This window comes from Variovorax boronicumulans (assembly GCF_030812215.1).
GTDB lineage: Bacteria > Pseudomonadota > Gammaproteobacteria > Burkholderiales > Burkholderiaceae_C > Variovorax > Variovorax boronicumulans_C.
The window spans coordinates 117,651-130,815 of sequence record NZ_JAUSSG010000004.1 but is presented as its reverse complement, the minus strand read 5'-3'; the positions used below and the strand labels follow the sequence as shown (position 1 = coordinate 130,815).

Here is a 13,165-nt window from a genome sequence, read left to right as displayed (position 1 = left end):
GCGAATGGCTTCGGGAGCGGTTTTTCCTCGGGACGTACCCGGATGCCGGGGCCTGGCGCGGGCCCTTCCCGCTAGGCCCAGTACAGCGCGGCGATGTCGTTCACGAAGATCGGCGCATCCTTCCAGAGACCGCGCAAGTTGCGCCCCGCCACGGTGATGAACTGCGGCTGGAACAGGAACACGTTGGCCGCGTCCTCGGCCAGCAGCCGCTGCGCATCGCCAAGGTAGCGCAGGCGCTCGGCCGCGCGCGGCGCATTGCGCGCCTTGTCGAAGGCCTCGTTGAATTTCGCCGACTGGTAGCCCCAGTAGTACTCGGGCTTGGTGTAGTTCACGAGATCGAAGGGCTCCACGTGCAGGATCAGCGACAGGTCGTAGTTCTTGTTGCCGTAGGTGCCGCTCATCCACTGCGCCCACTCGACGTTCTGGATCTTCGCGACGATGCCCACCTTGGCGAGCTGCGCGGCGATGAGCTCGCCGCCCTGGCGCGCGTAGGGCGGGGGCGGCAGCACGAGCTCCAGTTCGAGCGGCGTCTTCACGCCGGCCTCGGCCAGCAGCTTCTTCGCCTTCTCCACGTCGTAGGCGTTGATGGCCGTCGTGTCGATGTAGCCCGGCGCGCCCGGCACGTAGTGGCTGCCGATGGGAATGCCGCGTCCGTCCATCGCAGCCTCGATCACCGCCTTGCGGTCGATGGCCGCGGAGATGGCGCGGCGCACGCGCACGTCGTCCAGAGGCTTGCGCTTGTTGTTGATGGCCAGGATGGCCTTTCCGCGCGAGGCGTTGAACACCACCTGGAAGCGCTTGTCGTTCTGGAACTGCGGCAGGCTGCGCGACACCGAGGCGTGCGGGAACAGGTCGACATCGCCCGAGAGCAGCGCGGTGGTCTGTGCGGCCGGCTCCGAGATGAAGCGAAAGCTCACCTTGCGGATCTGCACGGCATCGGCGTGGCGCCAACCGTCCCACTTGGCGAGCACGATGGCCGAGCCCTTGGCCCAGTTGTCGAGCCGGTAGGGGCCGGTGCCGACGGGCTTGGTGGCGTTGGTTTCCACCGTCTTCGGCTCCACCACGATGGCCGACGCCTGGCCGAGCAGAAACAGGAGGTCGGGCTCGATCTCCTTGTTGATCAGCACCACGGTGTGCTCGTCGAGCACCTGCGTCGCGATGTTGGCGAAGGTGCGCTTGTCCTTGTTGGTGCTGTTGGCCGCGGCTGCGCGATCGAACGAGAACTTCACGCTCTGGGCGTTGAAGGGCTCGCCGTTCTGGAACTTCACGCCGCGCTTGAGCTTGAAGGTGTAGGTCTTCAGGTCGGGCGAGACCTCCCAGCTCTCGGCGAGCAGCGGTGTGACGCTGCCGTCGGAGTTGATCTTGGTGAGGGTTTCGAAGACGTTGTAGAGCACCACTTCGGAAATCTCGGCGCCGGCCTTGGCGGTGGGGTCGAGGCCCGTGGGCTCGAGCGTGAGGCCGATCACCAGCGTGTCTTTCTTCTTTTGCGCGAGGGCGGCGAGCGGCAATGCCAGCGATGTCGCGGCAGCGGCGCCGGTGGCGAGCAGGGTGCGTCGTTGGAGCATGAAGCGGTGTCCTTGGGAAGGGGCAAGCATCATCCGCGAGACGGGTGCCGTCGCGCAACCAGATGCTTATGACCCACTCATCCTACGAAGGACAAGCGACGCTTCGGTGTCAGGCCGCGAGCAGGGTGCCGCCGGTGGGCGTGCGCGGCACCGCGTCGAGCAGCGTGCGCGTGTACGGATGCTGCGCATTGCGGAACAGCTCGCCGGGTGGGCCCTGTTCGACGATGAGGCCCTTCCACACCACGCACACGTCGTCGCACAGATGGTTGACCACCGCGAGGTCGTGGCTGATGAGCAGGTAACTCACGCCGAACTGCTGCTGCAGGTCCTGCATGAGGTTGAGCACCTGCGCCTGCACCGACACATCGAGCGCGCTGACGGGTTCGTCGGCGACGATGAGCTTGGGCCGTGTGATGAGCGCGCGTGCGATGGCGATGCGTTGTCTTTGTCCGCCCGAGAACTCGTGCGGGTACTTGTCCATGTCGGTGGAGCGAAGGCCCACGGCCGCGAGCGATTCGGCGGCGCGTTCGCGTTGTTCTTTTCGCGACGCTTCGGCCAATGCTTCGAGCGGCTCGGCGACGATGCGCGCGACAGTCTGGCGCGGGTCGAGCGAACCGTACGGGTCTTGAAAGACCATCTGGAAATCGCGGCGCGCCGTGCGCAGTTCGCTCCTGGACAGCGTGTGCAGGTCGCGCCCGAGCAATTTCACGCTGCCGGAGGTGGGGGTGTCGAGCGCCATCACGAGGCGCGCGATGGTCGACTTGCCCGATCCCGATTCCCCGACGATGCCGAGGCTGCGGCCGGCTTCGACCTTGAAGCTCACGCCGTTGAGCGCCTTGACGGTCGGCAGCGGGCCGAAGAGCTTTTCGCGCGGCAGGTCGTAGTGCCGCACGAGATCGGTCACTTCCAGCAGCGGCGAGGCGAGGGCGGATTCACTCATGAGGCAACGGCGACCTTCGTCGCGATTTCTTCCAGCCGGATGCAACGCACCGCGTGATCCTGCGGCAGCATCGTGGCCGGTGGCCGGGTCGTCTGGCAGGCGTCGATGGTGTAGCTGCAGCGGCCGGCGAACGGGCAGCCCTTGGGCAGGTCGACCAGCTCGGGCACGCTCCCGCGAATGGTGGCCAGCCGTACGCCGCGCGGCGCGCCGAGTGCAGGGCGGGCGGCAAAGAGGCCCTGCGTGTAGGGGTGGGCACGGCGGGCGAAGACCGCCTCGGTCGGGCCGCTTTCCACGACGCTGCCGCCGTACATCACGAGCATCTTCGAGACGGTCTGCGCGATCACGCCGAGGTCGTGCGAGATCAGGATCAGCGCCATGCCGCGCTCTTGCACCAGGCTCTGGATGAGTTCGAGGATCTGCTTCTGGATCGTGACGTCGAGCGCGGTGGTCGGTTCGTCGGCAATCAAGAGGTCGGGGCCGCAGGCCAGCGCCATCGCGATGCCGATGCGCTGGCGTTGTCCGCCCGAGAACTGGTGCGGATACGCATCGAGCCGCGAGGCCGCATCCGGAATGCCCACGCGTTCGAGCAGCGCCAGCACTTCCTTGCGCGCCTCAGCCTTAGAGAGTCCGCGGTGCAGCCGCAGCGGCTCGCCGACCTGGCGCACGATGGTGTGCACCGGGTTCAGCGCCGTCATCGGCTCCTGGAAGATCATGCCGATGCGGTTGCCGCGGATCTGGCACATGTCCTTCTCGTCGCGACCGACGAGTTCGGTGTCGTCGAAGCGGATGCTGCCGGTGACCTTGGCGTTCGAAGGCAGCAGGCCCATGAGCGACATCACGGTGATCGACTTGCCGCAGCCCGACTCGCCCACGATGCCCAGTGTTTCGCCGCGCTCCAGCGTGAAGTCGATGCCGCGCACGGCCTCGGCCGGGCCGCGCTGCGTTTGCAGTTCGATGTGCAGATCCTTGACTTGGAGAAGGGGCATGCCGCTTACCTCGCTCTCGCCAGGCGAGGGTCCAACAGATCGCGCAGCCCGTCGCCGAGCAGGTTCAGGCCCAGCACCGCCATCGCGATGGCCATGCCCGGGAACACGGCGAGCAGGGGCGACTGGAACATCATCGTCTGCGCCTCGCTGAGCATGCGGCCCCACGACGGCTGCGGCGGCTGCGTGCCGAGGCCGAGGTAGGAGAGGGCGGCTTCGGCCAGGATGGCGATGGCGAAGCGGATCGTGATCTGTACGATCAGCACGGCCGAGATGTTCGGCAGCACATGCTGCATCGTGATCGAGAACGAACCCTTGCCGCAGGCGCGTGCGGCGGCGATGTATTCGCGCGACCAGATCGCGTTGGCCGAGGCGCGCGTGATGCGCGCGAAGGTCGGGATGTTGTAGATGCCGATCGCGACGATGGCGTTGACGATGCCGGCGCCGAACACCGCCGTCATCATGATCGCCGACAGGATCGCGGGGAAGGCGAGCGAGAAGTCGGTGAGCCGCATGATGGCCTCCTCGACCCAGCCGCGCTTTGCGGCGGCGAGCAGACCGAGCGCCGTGCCGACCACGAGGCCGATGCCCACGGCGATCACGCCCACGAGAATGGAGGCCCGCGCGCCCACGAGCAGCAGCGAGGCCACGTCGCGGCCGTAGGTGTCGGTGCCCAACCAATGCGAGCCCGTCGGGGGCTTGAGCTTGTTGGCCATGTCCATCTCGTAGGGCGACCAAGGCGTCCAGACGAGGGAGACGGCGGCGGCCAGCAGGAGCAGCAGCGTAAGCACGCCGCCGATGACGAAGCTGCGGTGGTGCAGCGCGCGGCGCCAGAAGCCCGGCACCTTGAGCGCGGCTGCGCTGGGCGCGACGACGGTGCTGCTCATATGTCGCTTGCCTTGATGCGCGGATCGATCACGGCATAGAGCACGTCGACCACGAAGTTCACGATGACCACGAGTGCCGCGAGCAGCATCACGCAGTTGCGCACGACGATCAGGTCACGGTTGCTGATGGCCTGGAAGATGAGGCGGCCCAGGCCCGGCAGGTAGAACACGTTCTCCACCACGATGGTGCCGGCCAGCAGCTCGGAAAATTGCATGCCCATCACCGTGATGACCGGGATCATCGCGTTGCGCAGCACATGGGTCCACAGCACCATGCGCTGCGACACGCCCTTGGCGCGCGCGGTGCGAACGAAGTCTTCGCGCATCACTTCGAGCACCGCCGAGCGCGTGATGCGCGCGAGGATCGCCGCCTGCACCACCGCCAGCGACAGCGCCGGCAGCAACAGCGACTTGAGGCCCGCGAAGATGCCTTCGCCCCAGCCCTCGAAGCCGCCGGCCGAGAACCATTGCAGCTGCACCGAGAACACCAGGATCAGCATGATCGCGAACCAGAAATTCGGGATCGCGATACCGACCTGCGCCATGCCCATGAGGCCCACGTCGCCCAGCTTGTTGTGGCGCGCGGCGGCGGTCACGCCCACCAGCAGCGCGATGACCACGGTGAAGGCCATGGCCAGCAGCGCGAGCGGCACAGTAAGGGCAAGGCGTTCGAGGATCAGGTCGATCACCGGCGAGCTGTAGGCGTAGCTGTCGCCGAGGTTGCCGGTGAGGAGGCCGCCGATCCAGTGCCAGTAGCGCGTCCACGCGGGCTGGTCGAGGCCGAGCTTGGCGGCCAGCGCCGCGACGGCGTCGGGCGACGCGTCGGGGCCCATGAGCATCTGCGCGGCGTTGCCAGGCAGGATCTCGAGCACGAGGAAGACGATGACCGAAGCGCCGATCAAGGTGCCGATCAGCGTGGCGAGGCGCTTGAATAGAAACAGACTCATGGGGCGGGGCGCAGCATAACCTGACTGCTGCAACAAATGTGCCGTGAATGTGGCCTTTGTCATTCACGGATGGAGACCGCCCCCGGTCCGCGGATAATCGGGGGATGGCCCTCATGATCACCGACGAATGCATCAACTGCGATGTCTGCGAGCCCGAGTGCCCGAACGATGCGATCTACATGGGTGCGGAGTACTACGAGATCGATCCGCACAAGTGCACGGAGTGCGTTGGTCACTTCGATGAGCCGCAGTGCGTGCAGATTTGCCCGGTCGCGTGCATTCCCCTGAACCCCGAGCATGTGGAAAGCCGCGAGACGCTGATGCAGAAGTACCAGCGCCTCACGGCGATCAAGGTGACGGCGGTTTCTTCGCCTGCTTCTTCAGCCGGCGTCTGAGTCGCGGGACCTCCGCTTCTTTTTCTTCGCCGGGGCGTCACCGGCCGATTTGCCGCTGCTGAAACTCATGGTCGATTTGCGTGGGTCGCCCGCCGCCTTGGTGGCGCGCTCGCGGGCTTGCTGCTCGGACAGGGCCATGCGCCGTTCGGCCATCGCGGCGCTTCGCGCCTCCCGTGCCGCCTGGCGATCGCGGTCGTAGGCTGCCTTCTCCAGAGACAGGCGGGAGCGCTCCAGCTTGTCGGCCTGCGCGCTGTTGCTTTTCGCGCCGGCTTCGGCGGCACGGCGATCCGCATCGCTGCGGGGGTCGTCCACCTTCACCGCCTTGCCGCCTTCGCAGGGGCGGTCGGAGTAGGTGTTGCCGCACCGCCAGGTCTTTGCGGAATCCTGGGCGGCCACGCCGGTGGAATAGACGCAGGCCGCTATTAAGAATATGGCCAGCCCGAATTTCCCCGCCCTCTTTTCTCTTCTTCTCGTCTTCATTTTTATTTCTCTCCCTCCTGCACTCCGGTTGCCGGCTAGGTGGCGGCAGGCGTGCCCCCGTCGCCGGGCTCCCGCCGCGGCGGCTTGGGCCGGGGCGGTTTGCTCGTGTGAATCTGCATGGTCGCTTTTTCCATCTCGCCGGCCACGAGCGCGGGCGCGGCATGCAGCGTGCGGACGATGGCGTCGTCGATCAGTTCGCGCTGTTCCTTCAATGGTTTCTTGAGCACCCAGTTGATCACCTCCGACTTCACGCCGGGATGCCCGATGCCCAGGCGCAGCCGCCAGTAGTCGCCGGTGCCGAGCTGCGCATGGATGTCGCGCAGGCCGTTGTGGCCTGCATGGCTGCCGCCGAACTTGAGCTTGGCCTGGCCGGGTACCACGTCGAGTTCGTCGTGCACCACAAGAATTTCCTCGGGCGCGATCTTGAAGAAGCGAGCGAGCGCCGCGACCGATTTGCCCGAGAGGTTCATGAAGGTCTGCGGCTCCAGCAGCCAGACGCTCTGACCGCCGATGCTGGCGCGCGCCGCAAGGCCGTGGTAGCCGCGCTCGGGCACGAGGTTGAGTTTCCAGTCGCGCGCGAGGGCGTCGATCCACCAGAAGCCCGCGTTGTGGCGCGTGGCTTCGTACTCAGGGCCCGGGTTTCCGAGGCCGACGAACAGCTTGATCATGGCGGGAATTATCTCGCCGCCCCCAAAGCAAAAGGCCCGCACACGGCGGGCCTTTTGCAGGGGACGGGAAGAATTACTTCTTCGCGGCGGGCTTGGCCGTCTTGGCGGCAGGCTTGCCACCGGCAGCCGGTGCGGCGCCTTCGGCAGCAGCTGCGCCTTCGGCGGCAGGTGCCGGCTCTTCGGCGACCAGCGGCGGCACGGCCGACACGATGACGGGGTTCGTCTTGCCGTGGCTCACGAACTTCACGCCCTTGGGCAGCTTGATGTCGTTGACGTGCAGCGTGGCGTTCTTCGTGAGACCGGAGAGGTCCACTTCGATGAACTCGGGCAGATCGGACGGCAGGCAGCTGATTTCCAGCTCGGTGATCACGTGGTTCACCAGGTTGTGCGCGGTCTTGACGGCTTCGGACTCTTCTTCACCCTTGAAGTGGAGCGGCACCTTCATGTGCAGGCGGGTCTTGGCATCCACGCGCTGGAAGTCGATGTGTTGCACCAGCTGGCGGAACGGGTGGTACTGCACGTCGCGCAGCAGCACTTTGCTGGTGGCGCCGCCGAGTTCCATTTCGAGGACCGACGAGTGGAAGGCTTCCTTCTTGAGGGCGTGCCACAGCGCGTTGTGATCGATTTCGATCAGCTGGGGCTGCAGGCCTTCACCACCGTAGACGATACCGGGCGTCTTGCCCGAGATGCGGAGACGGCGGCTCGCACCCGTGCCCTGCTTTGCGCGCTCAAAAGCGACGAATTTCATAACTAGCTCCTGTGAGAGTCCACCGCGACCAGTGCGACTCCGGTTCAAAAAGGCTTCTTCGAAAAAGAAGCCCGCTCTTTGGTTCTCAGGTCAGAACAGGTTGTCCTGGTCCGAGAACAAACTCATCACCGACTCGCCCTTGGCAATGCGCTGGATCGTCTCGGCGATCAGCGGTGCCACGGAGAGCTGGCGGATCTTTCCGCATGCGAGGGCCGCATCGGAAAGGGGAATGGTGTTGGTCACGACCACTTCATCGAGGGCCGAGCCCTTGGTGATTCGCTCGATGGCCGGACCCGAGAAGATCGGGTGCGTGCAGTAGGCGTAGACGCTCTTGGCGCCGCGCTCCTTCAGCACCTCGGCTGCTTTGACCAGCGTGCCGGCCGTGTCGATCATGTCGTCCATGATCACGCAGTTGCGGCCGTCGATCTCGCCGATCACGTTCATGACTTCACTGACGTTGGCCTTCGGGCGGCGCTTGTCGATGATCGCGAGGTCGCAGTTCAGTTGCTTGGCCAGCGCACGGGCACGGACCACGCCGCCGACGTCGGGCGAGACCACGATCAGGTCTTCGTAGTTCTTGGCGCGCAGGTCGCCCAGCAGCACGGGCGAGGCGTAGATGTTGTCGACCGGAATGTCGAAGAAACCCTGGATCTGGTCGGCATGCAGGTCCATCGTGAGCACGCGCTCGACGCCAACGGTTTCCAGCAGGTTGGCCACGACCTTGGCCGAGATCGGCACGCGGCTCGAACGCGGGCGGCGGTCTTGGCGGGCATAACCGAAGTAGGGAATCACGGCGCTGATCCGCTCTGCCGATGCGCGCTTGAGCGCGTCGACCATGATCAGCAGTTCCATCAGGTTTTCGTTGGTCGGTGCACAGGTCGACTGCACCACGAACACGTCGCGTGCGCGGACGTTTTGGTTGATTTCGACGGTGACTTCCCCATCGGAGAAGCGACCGACGCGTGCGGCGCCCAGCGAGGTGCCGAGGTTGTGCGCGATTTCTGCGGCGAGGCCGGGATTGGCATTGCCGGTGAAAACCATGAAATCAGGGTGATTAGCCTGCATGAGCGCGTCCCGGCAGTGCGAAATTGGCTTGGAGGAAGCCGCCAAAAGGTTTTGAGTCGTGGCAGCCCGTGGGCTGCCGATTATTGCAGCGGGTGTGCTGCAGAAGAAACACTGCGGCCATCAGGCCGCAGTTTTTAAAAAGCACTGCGGGGGTTAGACCGCAGTTTCAATAGATTTGGCAGGGGAGAAAGGATTCGAACCTTTGCATGCTGGAATCAAAATCCAGTGCCTTAACCAGCTTGGCGACTCCCCTACACGGGTCGATGGTTTGCACCATCAACCGATATATGTCGCGTCGGACCGCAAAAGCGATTCGACCATTTCAGGTTGCCCAACCTACCAGAGGATGAACAGCCAGGTTGCTGCATTGACGAACCTGCCAGCCCACGGGGGCTTCGACCAGTTCCGCTTCATGCGGCCCTTGCGGCAATTTCGCGAACACCGAACTTCCGGAGCCGGTCATCCGGGCCTTCAATCCTTGGGCGCCGAGCCATTCGATGGCATCGGTGACCGCGGGGCAAAGTCGCTGGGCAACCGGCTGCAGGTCGTTGTGGCCGAAGTCGAAAACCCTGTGACCTAAGTCCGCGAGGTTTGGGGCTTCAAGCTGTTCGCTATCTGCAGCAAAGCCCGAGATTATAGCAACAGGAGTTGAGCGTTCAAGATCATCTGCAGAAAAAATTAGGCGGGTATCCAATCCTTCGGTCGGCTTGACCACTGCGAAGCGTGCCGACGGCAGGGTGACGGGCGTGATTTCCTCGCCGATGCCCTCGACCCATGCGTGGTGTCCGCCAAGGAAGAAGGGCACGTCGGCGCCCAGTTTCAATCCGATTTGCGCGAGCCGCGACAAGGGCAGGTTCAGGTTCCACAGGCGGTTGAGCGCCAGCAGGCAGGTGGCTGCATCCGAAGACCCGCCGCCCATTCCCGCCTGAGCCGGGACATGCTTCGCGACGCCAATGTGTGCACCCTGGCCGGGCGCGGCGTGCGCCTGCAGTGCGCGGGCGGCGCGCAGGATCAGGTCGTCGGCGGGCAGTTCGGTCGTGAGGTCTTCGCGGGTCAGCTGGCCGTCGCGCCGCAGTTCGATGTGCAGCGTGTCGCACCAGTCGATCAGCATGAAGACGGACTGCAGCAGGTGGTAGCCGTCGTCGCGCCGGCCGGTGATGTGCAGGAACAGGTTGAGTTTGGCCGGTGCGGGAAGATCGTAGAGGGCCTTCATGACCGCTCGAACACGATGCGCAGGTCTGCCCGGGGGCTCGGGGACTCGCGCGTGGCCTGCAGGCGCCCGTTCGCGAGCTGGCTCAGCTCCGGACGCCAGCCGGGGACGTTTTCGTTGCGCCCGGCCAGCCAGCCGAACAGCGCACCGACGGGAATCGCCGCGCCAGTGGCGGCTTCGATCAGGGCATCGACGGATTCATAGCGGCGGGTATCGCTGCCGTTCTTGAGCAGGGCTTCGCCCGGCGACCAGTGCAATTGAGCAAGCGTATTGCCGATGGGGGTGGTGAGCGTGAGTTCGCCGGTATCGGGCGAGCCGCGCAACTCGAAGAGTGCGGAAAAGGTCTGGACCGGTTCGCTGTCGATGCGCAGCGACATCCGGCCGCTCCAGCTGTCCGAGCCTCGCGGCGCCGAGGAGCCCCCCGTCAATTGGGCGCAACCCGCTATCAAAAGAAGAGTGGCCCCGCCCGCCGCCAGAAACCCGCGGCGACCGGCCTGCAGCCCGGAGGTGAGCACGGTCACGGCTTGACGCGCAGGCGCTTCAGCGTTTCCTGCAGGGTTTCATTCTCGGCATCGCTCAGCAGTGCTTCCTTCCAGATCGTCACTGCGCGATCCTTCTGGCCGACGCTCCACAGCACTTCGCCGAAGTGCGCACCGATCTCGGGATCGGGCCGGGTCTTGTAAGCGGCTTCGAGGATGCGGATGGCCTCGGCTGTGTTGCCGAGCCGGAATTCGACCCAGCCCAGGCTGTCGGCGATGAACGGGTCTTCCGGTGCCAGCTGCACCGCCTTCTGGATCAGCGTGCGGGCCTCGTCGAGCCGGATCTTGCGATCGGCGAACGAGTAGCCCAAGGCGTTGTAGGCGTTCTGGCTTTCGGGCTTCAACTGGATCAGCCGGCGCAACAGCCGTTCCATGTCGTCCAGGCGATTCAGCTTCTCGGCCACCATGGCTTGGTCGTAGACGAGGTCGCCGTCGTCGGGCGCGGCAGCGGAGGCCTGGGCCAGCATGTCGTAGGCGGCCTGGTATTGCTTGGCGTCGCGCAGCAACTGCACTTCAGCAAGGAATTTCTGCTTCTTGTCGTCGGGCGTGCGCTCCGGCAGGGCGCGGATGATCTCGCGTGCCTGGGGCAGCTTGCCCTGGCGTGCCAGCAGGCCCGCGCGGCGGGTCTGGGCGAGGGTCAGGTCCTCGGTGCTGTCGATGCGCGCGAGCCAGCGTTCCGCACCCGCGAGGTCCTTGCGCCGCTCCGCCAACTGCGACAGGGCAAGGTAGGCCTGCGTCACGCCGCGTTTGCGATCGGCCGCGTCGGTGTCCTTGTTGCTCTGGCTCGAGGAGAGATCGATGTAGCGCTTGAGAGAGGTCTCCGCCGCGCTGTCTTGCCTGGCCTGCATCTGCAGGCTGCCGAGCAGCAACCAGGGCTCCGCCAGTTCGGGGCGCGCCGTGGTGAGTGCCTGCAGCTGCGTCTGGGCGTCGTTGTAGCGGCGGTTCTCGACCAGCACGCGCGCGTAGGCGATGCGCAGGTCGGGCGTGGCCTTGGTGTTGCTTGCGAGGTAGCGCGTCACGATTGGCTCGGCCAGCGGCTGGCTTGGATCGATCAGTTCGAGTGCCAGTGCGGGCGGGGCGTCGGAGGCCGGATCGACTTCCTGGCCCTTGCGCGCAGCCTCCAGGGCGCCGGAGTTGTCTCCGGCATTGAGGCGCAGCCGGCCCACGGTGGCCCAGGCAAGGCCGCCGGTGGTCGGGCTTTTGAGTTCGTCGACCAGTGCCCGCTCGACCACCGAAGCCGCCAGCTTCTTGTCGGAGGCGCGCGAATAGTTGCGCGCAATCACCGCCATCAGGAGCGGACGCTCGATCTGCGAGGTGGCAGCCACTTCGGCGCGCAAGGGCTCGACCGTTTCGCCGATGCGGTTGAGCGCAATCAGGATCTGCAATTCGATGCGCCTTGCATCGCGCGACGTGGGCAGCGCCTCTTGCCAGGCGCGGGCTGCGGCGAGGGCGGCATCTCCCGAACGCGATTGCAGCGCGATCTCGACTGCCCGCTGGAACAGCTTGCCGTCGCGCAGCCGGCGTGCCGCGTCGAGCACCAGCGCGTAGCCGGAGCCGGGGTCGCCGGAGCGGGCGGTCATCTCGCCCATCAGGATTTCGTAGAACAGGTCGGCGGTCAGCGCCGAGGGTTGCGGCGCGGGCTCGCTCGCGGGTTTGGGAGCTGTGGTTCGGGGCCGGACGGCGGGCCTCGACGGCGCGTTGCGCTCGATGATGGGCGCCGGACTGTTGGGGGCGGCGGGATCGGAGGTTTGCGCGTTCACCGCGCAAGCCAGCAGCACGAGAGATGCGGCCGCCGCAAGGCGGTGTCGGCGGGGCGATGGAATCATCGAATCATGATAATCGAGGCTTTTGAACGAGCGTCGCGTGGGGCTTCGTCTTCGCCGGAGTTTTACTTTCATGCCTGAGCTACCCGAAGTCGAAGTCACACGCCGCGGTTTCGCCGATCGCATCGCGGGCGCGCGCATCGAATCCGTCCGCATCGGAAAACCGTTGAGATGGGCCTTGATGGTCGTGCCCGAGGCGCTGGTCGGCCGGCATGTGCGCGAGGTGCGGCGGCGCGGGAAGTACCTGCTGATCGATCTGGACCAGGGCCTGCTGCTGTTGCACCTGGGCATGTCGGGCAGCCTGCGCTTCGACGCGGCGTTGCCGCCGCCGGGCACGCACGATCACTTCGACCTCGTCACCGATCGCGGCACCCTGCGACTGAACGATCCGCGCCGCTTCGGCGCCGTGGTCTATGTAGACGACGAGGGGGCGCCCTGGGCCATCAAGCTGCTCGGCGGGCTGGGCATGGAGCCGCTGGGCGATGCTTTTGATCTCGATGCCTTCCAGGCCGGGCTGCGAAAGCGCAAGACGGCCGTCAAGCAGGTGCTGCTGGCGGGCGATGTGGTGGTGGGGGTAGGCAACATCTATGCGTCCGAGGCGCTGTTCCAGGCCGGCATCCGCCCGACGCTGTCGGCTGCGCGCATCAGCCGGCCGCGGGCGGCCAGGCTTCATGCGGCGGTGCGCGAAATCCTGGCCAGGGCGGTGGAAAAGGGTGGCAGCACGCTGCGCGACTTCTCCAACGTGGACGGGCAAAACGGCTATTTCCAGCTCGAAGCCACCGTTTATGGCCGGGCCGGCGAGCCGTGTCGGGTCTGCGCAACGCCGATCCGGCAGCTCCGCCAAGGGCAGCGCTCCACTTATTTTTGTCCTAATTGTCAAAAGTAGCGCGTTGCGCCTGCGATTGAATACCCCAT

Annotated in this window: 14 protein-coding genes and 1 tRNA gene; 2 read left to right on the top strand and 13 right to left on the bottom strand. The window is 65.7% G+C overall.

Annotation, left to right across the window (positions count from 1 at the left end; all coding sequences use genetic code 11):
• Positions 1–71: 71 nt before the first annotated feature.
• From J2W23_RS12535 to J2W23_RS12515, 5 genes are all read right to left on the bottom strand, one after another.
• Positions 72–1,565: an ABC transporter substrate-binding protein gene (locus J2W23_RS12535; protein ID WP_307648961.1), complete on the bottom strand. Its 1,494-nt coding sequence runs from the start codon at positions 1,563–1,565 to the stop codon at positions 72–74.
• A 109-nt stretch (positions 1,566–1,674) separates the two neighbouring features.
• On the bottom strand, positions 1,675–2,505 hold the full coding sequence (locus tag J2W23_RS12530) for an ATP-binding cassette domain-containing protein (protein ID WP_307648960.1): 831 nt from the start codon (positions 2,503–2,505) through the stop codon (positions 1,675–1,677).
• Positions 2,502–3,491: an ABC transporter ATP-binding protein gene (locus J2W23_RS12525; protein ID WP_013543373.1), complete on the bottom strand. Its 990-nt coding sequence runs from the start codon at positions 3,489–3,491 to the stop codon at positions 2,502–2,504. Before J2W23_RS12525 ends, J2W23_RS12530 begins: the two co-directional genes overlap by 4 nt.
• Positions 3,492–3,496: 5 nt before the next feature.
• Complete coding sequence (locus J2W23_RS12520; RefSeq protein WP_307648959.1) at positions 3,497–4,375, bottom strand: ABC transporter permease; 879 nt, start codon at positions 4,373–4,375, stop codon at positions 3,497–3,499.
• A complete protein-coding gene (locus J2W23_RS12515) occupies positions 4,372–5,322 on the bottom strand; it encodes an ABC transporter permease (protein ID WP_176659251.1) in 951 nt (316 codons plus the stop codon). Before J2W23_RS12515 ends, J2W23_RS12520 begins: the two co-directional genes overlap by 4 nt.
• Before the next feature lie 104 nt (positions 5,323–5,426).
• On the opposite strand from J2W23_RS12515, the gene J2W23_RS12510 reads away from it, so the two are divergent.
• Positions 5,427–5,717: a YfhL family 4Fe-4S dicluster ferredoxin gene (locus J2W23_RS12510; protein ID WP_176659252.1), complete on the top strand. Its 291-nt coding sequence runs from the start codon at positions 5,427–5,429 to the stop codon at positions 5,715–5,717.
• Here the strand turns inward: J2W23_RS12510 and J2W23_RS12505 are convergent.
• The 8 genes from J2W23_RS12505 to J2W23_RS12470 all read right to left on the bottom strand — a co-directional run bounded on the left by J2W23_RS12505 (position 5,703) and on the right by J2W23_RS12470 (position 12,253).
• A complete protein-coding gene (locus J2W23_RS12505) occupies positions 5,703–6,197 on the bottom strand; it encodes a hypothetical protein (protein WP_307648958.1) in 495 nt (164 codons plus the stop codon). The genes J2W23_RS12510 and J2W23_RS12505 overlap by 15 nt on opposite strands.
• Positions 6,198–6,232: 35 nt before the next feature.
• A complete protein-coding gene (gene pth / locus J2W23_RS12500) occupies positions 6,233–6,865 on the bottom strand; it encodes an aminoacyl-tRNA hydrolase (protein WP_176659254.1) in 633 nt (210 codons plus the stop codon).
• 73 nt (positions 6,866–6,938) lie between these two features.
• Positions 6,939–7,613 carry a 50S ribosomal protein L25/general stress protein Ctc gene (locus tag J2W23_RS12495; RefSeq protein WP_176659255.1) on the bottom strand — a complete coding sequence of 225 codons (675 nt, stop codon included), beginning with the start codon at positions 7,611–7,613 and terminating at the stop codon, positions 6,939–6,941.
• A 90-nt stretch (positions 7,614–7,703) separates the two neighbouring features.
• Positions 7,704–8,678: a ribose-phosphate pyrophosphokinase gene (locus J2W23_RS12490; RefSeq protein ID WP_042582779.1), complete on the bottom strand. Its 975-nt coding sequence runs from the start codon at positions 8,676–8,678 to the stop codon at positions 7,704–7,706.
• A 176-nt stretch (positions 8,679–8,854) separates the two neighbouring features.
• Positions 8,855–8,931: transfer RNA gene (locus J2W23_RS12485), tRNA-Gln, on the bottom strand.
• Positions 8,932–9,000: 69 nt separating this feature from the next.
• Positions 9,001–9,891 (bottom strand): 4-(cytidine 5'-diphospho)-2-C-methyl-D-erythritol kinase, encoded by an 891-nt coding sequence (gene ispE / locus J2W23_RS12480; protein ID WP_176659256.1) that lies wholly within the window; start codon positions 9,889–9,891, stop codon positions 9,001–9,003.
• Positions 9,888–10,265, bottom strand: coding sequence for a lipoprotein insertase outer membrane protein LolB (locus tag J2W23_RS12475; RefSeq protein ID WP_307648957.1), 378 nt, complete (start codon positions 10,263–10,265; stop codon positions 9,888–9,890). The genes ispE and J2W23_RS12475 overlap by 4 nt, the downstream gene beginning before the upstream one ends.
• 140 nt (positions 10,266–10,405) lie before the next feature.
• On the bottom strand, positions 10,406–12,253 hold the full coding sequence (locus J2W23_RS12470) for a tetratricopeptide repeat protein (RefSeq protein WP_307648956.1): 1,848 nt from the start codon (positions 12,251–12,253) through the stop codon (positions 10,406–10,408).
• Between the two features lie 70 nt (positions 12,254–12,323).
• On the opposite strand from J2W23_RS12470, the gene mutM reads away from it, so the two are divergent.
• Positions 12,324–13,136, top strand: coding sequence for a bifunctional DNA-formamidopyrimidine glycosylase/DNA-(apurinic or apyrimidinic site) lyase (gene mutM, locus J2W23_RS12465; protein ID WP_307648955.1), 813 nt, complete (start codon positions 12,324–12,326; stop codon positions 13,134–13,136).
• Positions 13,137–13,165: the final 29 nt, after the last annotated feature.

What these genes read in the sequence shown, in the direction of transcription:
- J2W23_RS12520 (WP_307648959.1), bottom strand. Translation starts at nt 4,375, where the DNA reads ATGAGCAGCACCGTCGTCGCGCCCAGCGCAGCCGCGCTCAAGGTGCCG.
- J2W23_RS12510 (WP_176659252.1), top strand. Translation starts at nt 5,427, where the DNA reads ATGGCCCTCATGATCACCGACGAATGCATCAACTGCGATGTCTGCGAG.
- J2W23_RS12515 (WP_176659251.1), bottom strand. Translation starts at nt 5,322, where the DNA reads ATGAGTCTGTTTCTATTCAAGCGCCTCGCCACGCTGATCGGCACCTTG.
- J2W23_RS12495 (WP_176659255.1), bottom strand. Translation starts at nt 7,613, where the DNA reads ATGAAATTCGTCGCTTTTGAGCGCGCAAAGCAGGGCACGGGTGCGAGC.
- mutM (WP_307648955.1), top strand. Translation starts at nt 12,324, where the DNA reads ATGCCTGAGCTACCCGAAGTCGAAGTCACACGCCGCGGTTTCGCCGAT.
- J2W23_RS12505 (WP_307648958.1), bottom strand. Translation starts at nt 6,197, where the DNA reads ATGAAGACGAGAAGAAGAGAAAAGAGGGCGGGGAAATTCGGGCTGGCC.
- J2W23_RS12530 (WP_307648960.1), bottom strand. Translation starts at nt 2,505, where the DNA reads ATGAGTGAATCCGCCCTCGCCTCGCCGCTGCTGGAAGTGACCGATCTC.
- pth (WP_176659254.1), bottom strand. Translation starts at nt 6,865, where the DNA reads ATGATCAAGCTGTTCGTCGGCCTCGGAAACCCGGGCCCTGAGTACGAA.
- J2W23_RS12470 (WP_307648956.1), bottom strand. Translation starts at nt 12,253, where the DNA reads ATGATTCCATCGCCCCGCCGACACCGCCTTGCGGCGGCCGCATCTCTC.
- J2W23_RS12535 (WP_307648961.1), bottom strand. Translation starts at nt 1,565, where the DNA reads ATGCTCCAACGACGCACCCTGCTCGCCACCGGCGCCGCTGCCGCGACA.
- J2W23_RS12525 (WP_013543373.1), bottom strand. Translation starts at nt 3,491, where the DNA reads ATGCCCCTTCTCCAAGTCAAGGATCTGCACATCGAACTGCAAACGCAG.
- J2W23_RS12475 (WP_307648957.1), bottom strand. Translation starts at nt 10,265, where the DNA reads ATGTCGCTGCGCATCGACAGCGAACCGGTCCAGACCTTTTCCGCACTC.
- J2W23_RS12490 (WP_042582779.1), bottom strand. Translation starts at nt 8,678, where the DNA reads ATGCAGGCTAATCACCCTGATTTCATGGTTTTCACCGGCAATGCCAAT.
- ispE (WP_176659256.1), bottom strand. Translation starts at nt 9,891, where the DNA reads ATGAAGGCCCTCTACGATCTTCCCGCACCGGCCAAACTCAACCTGTTC.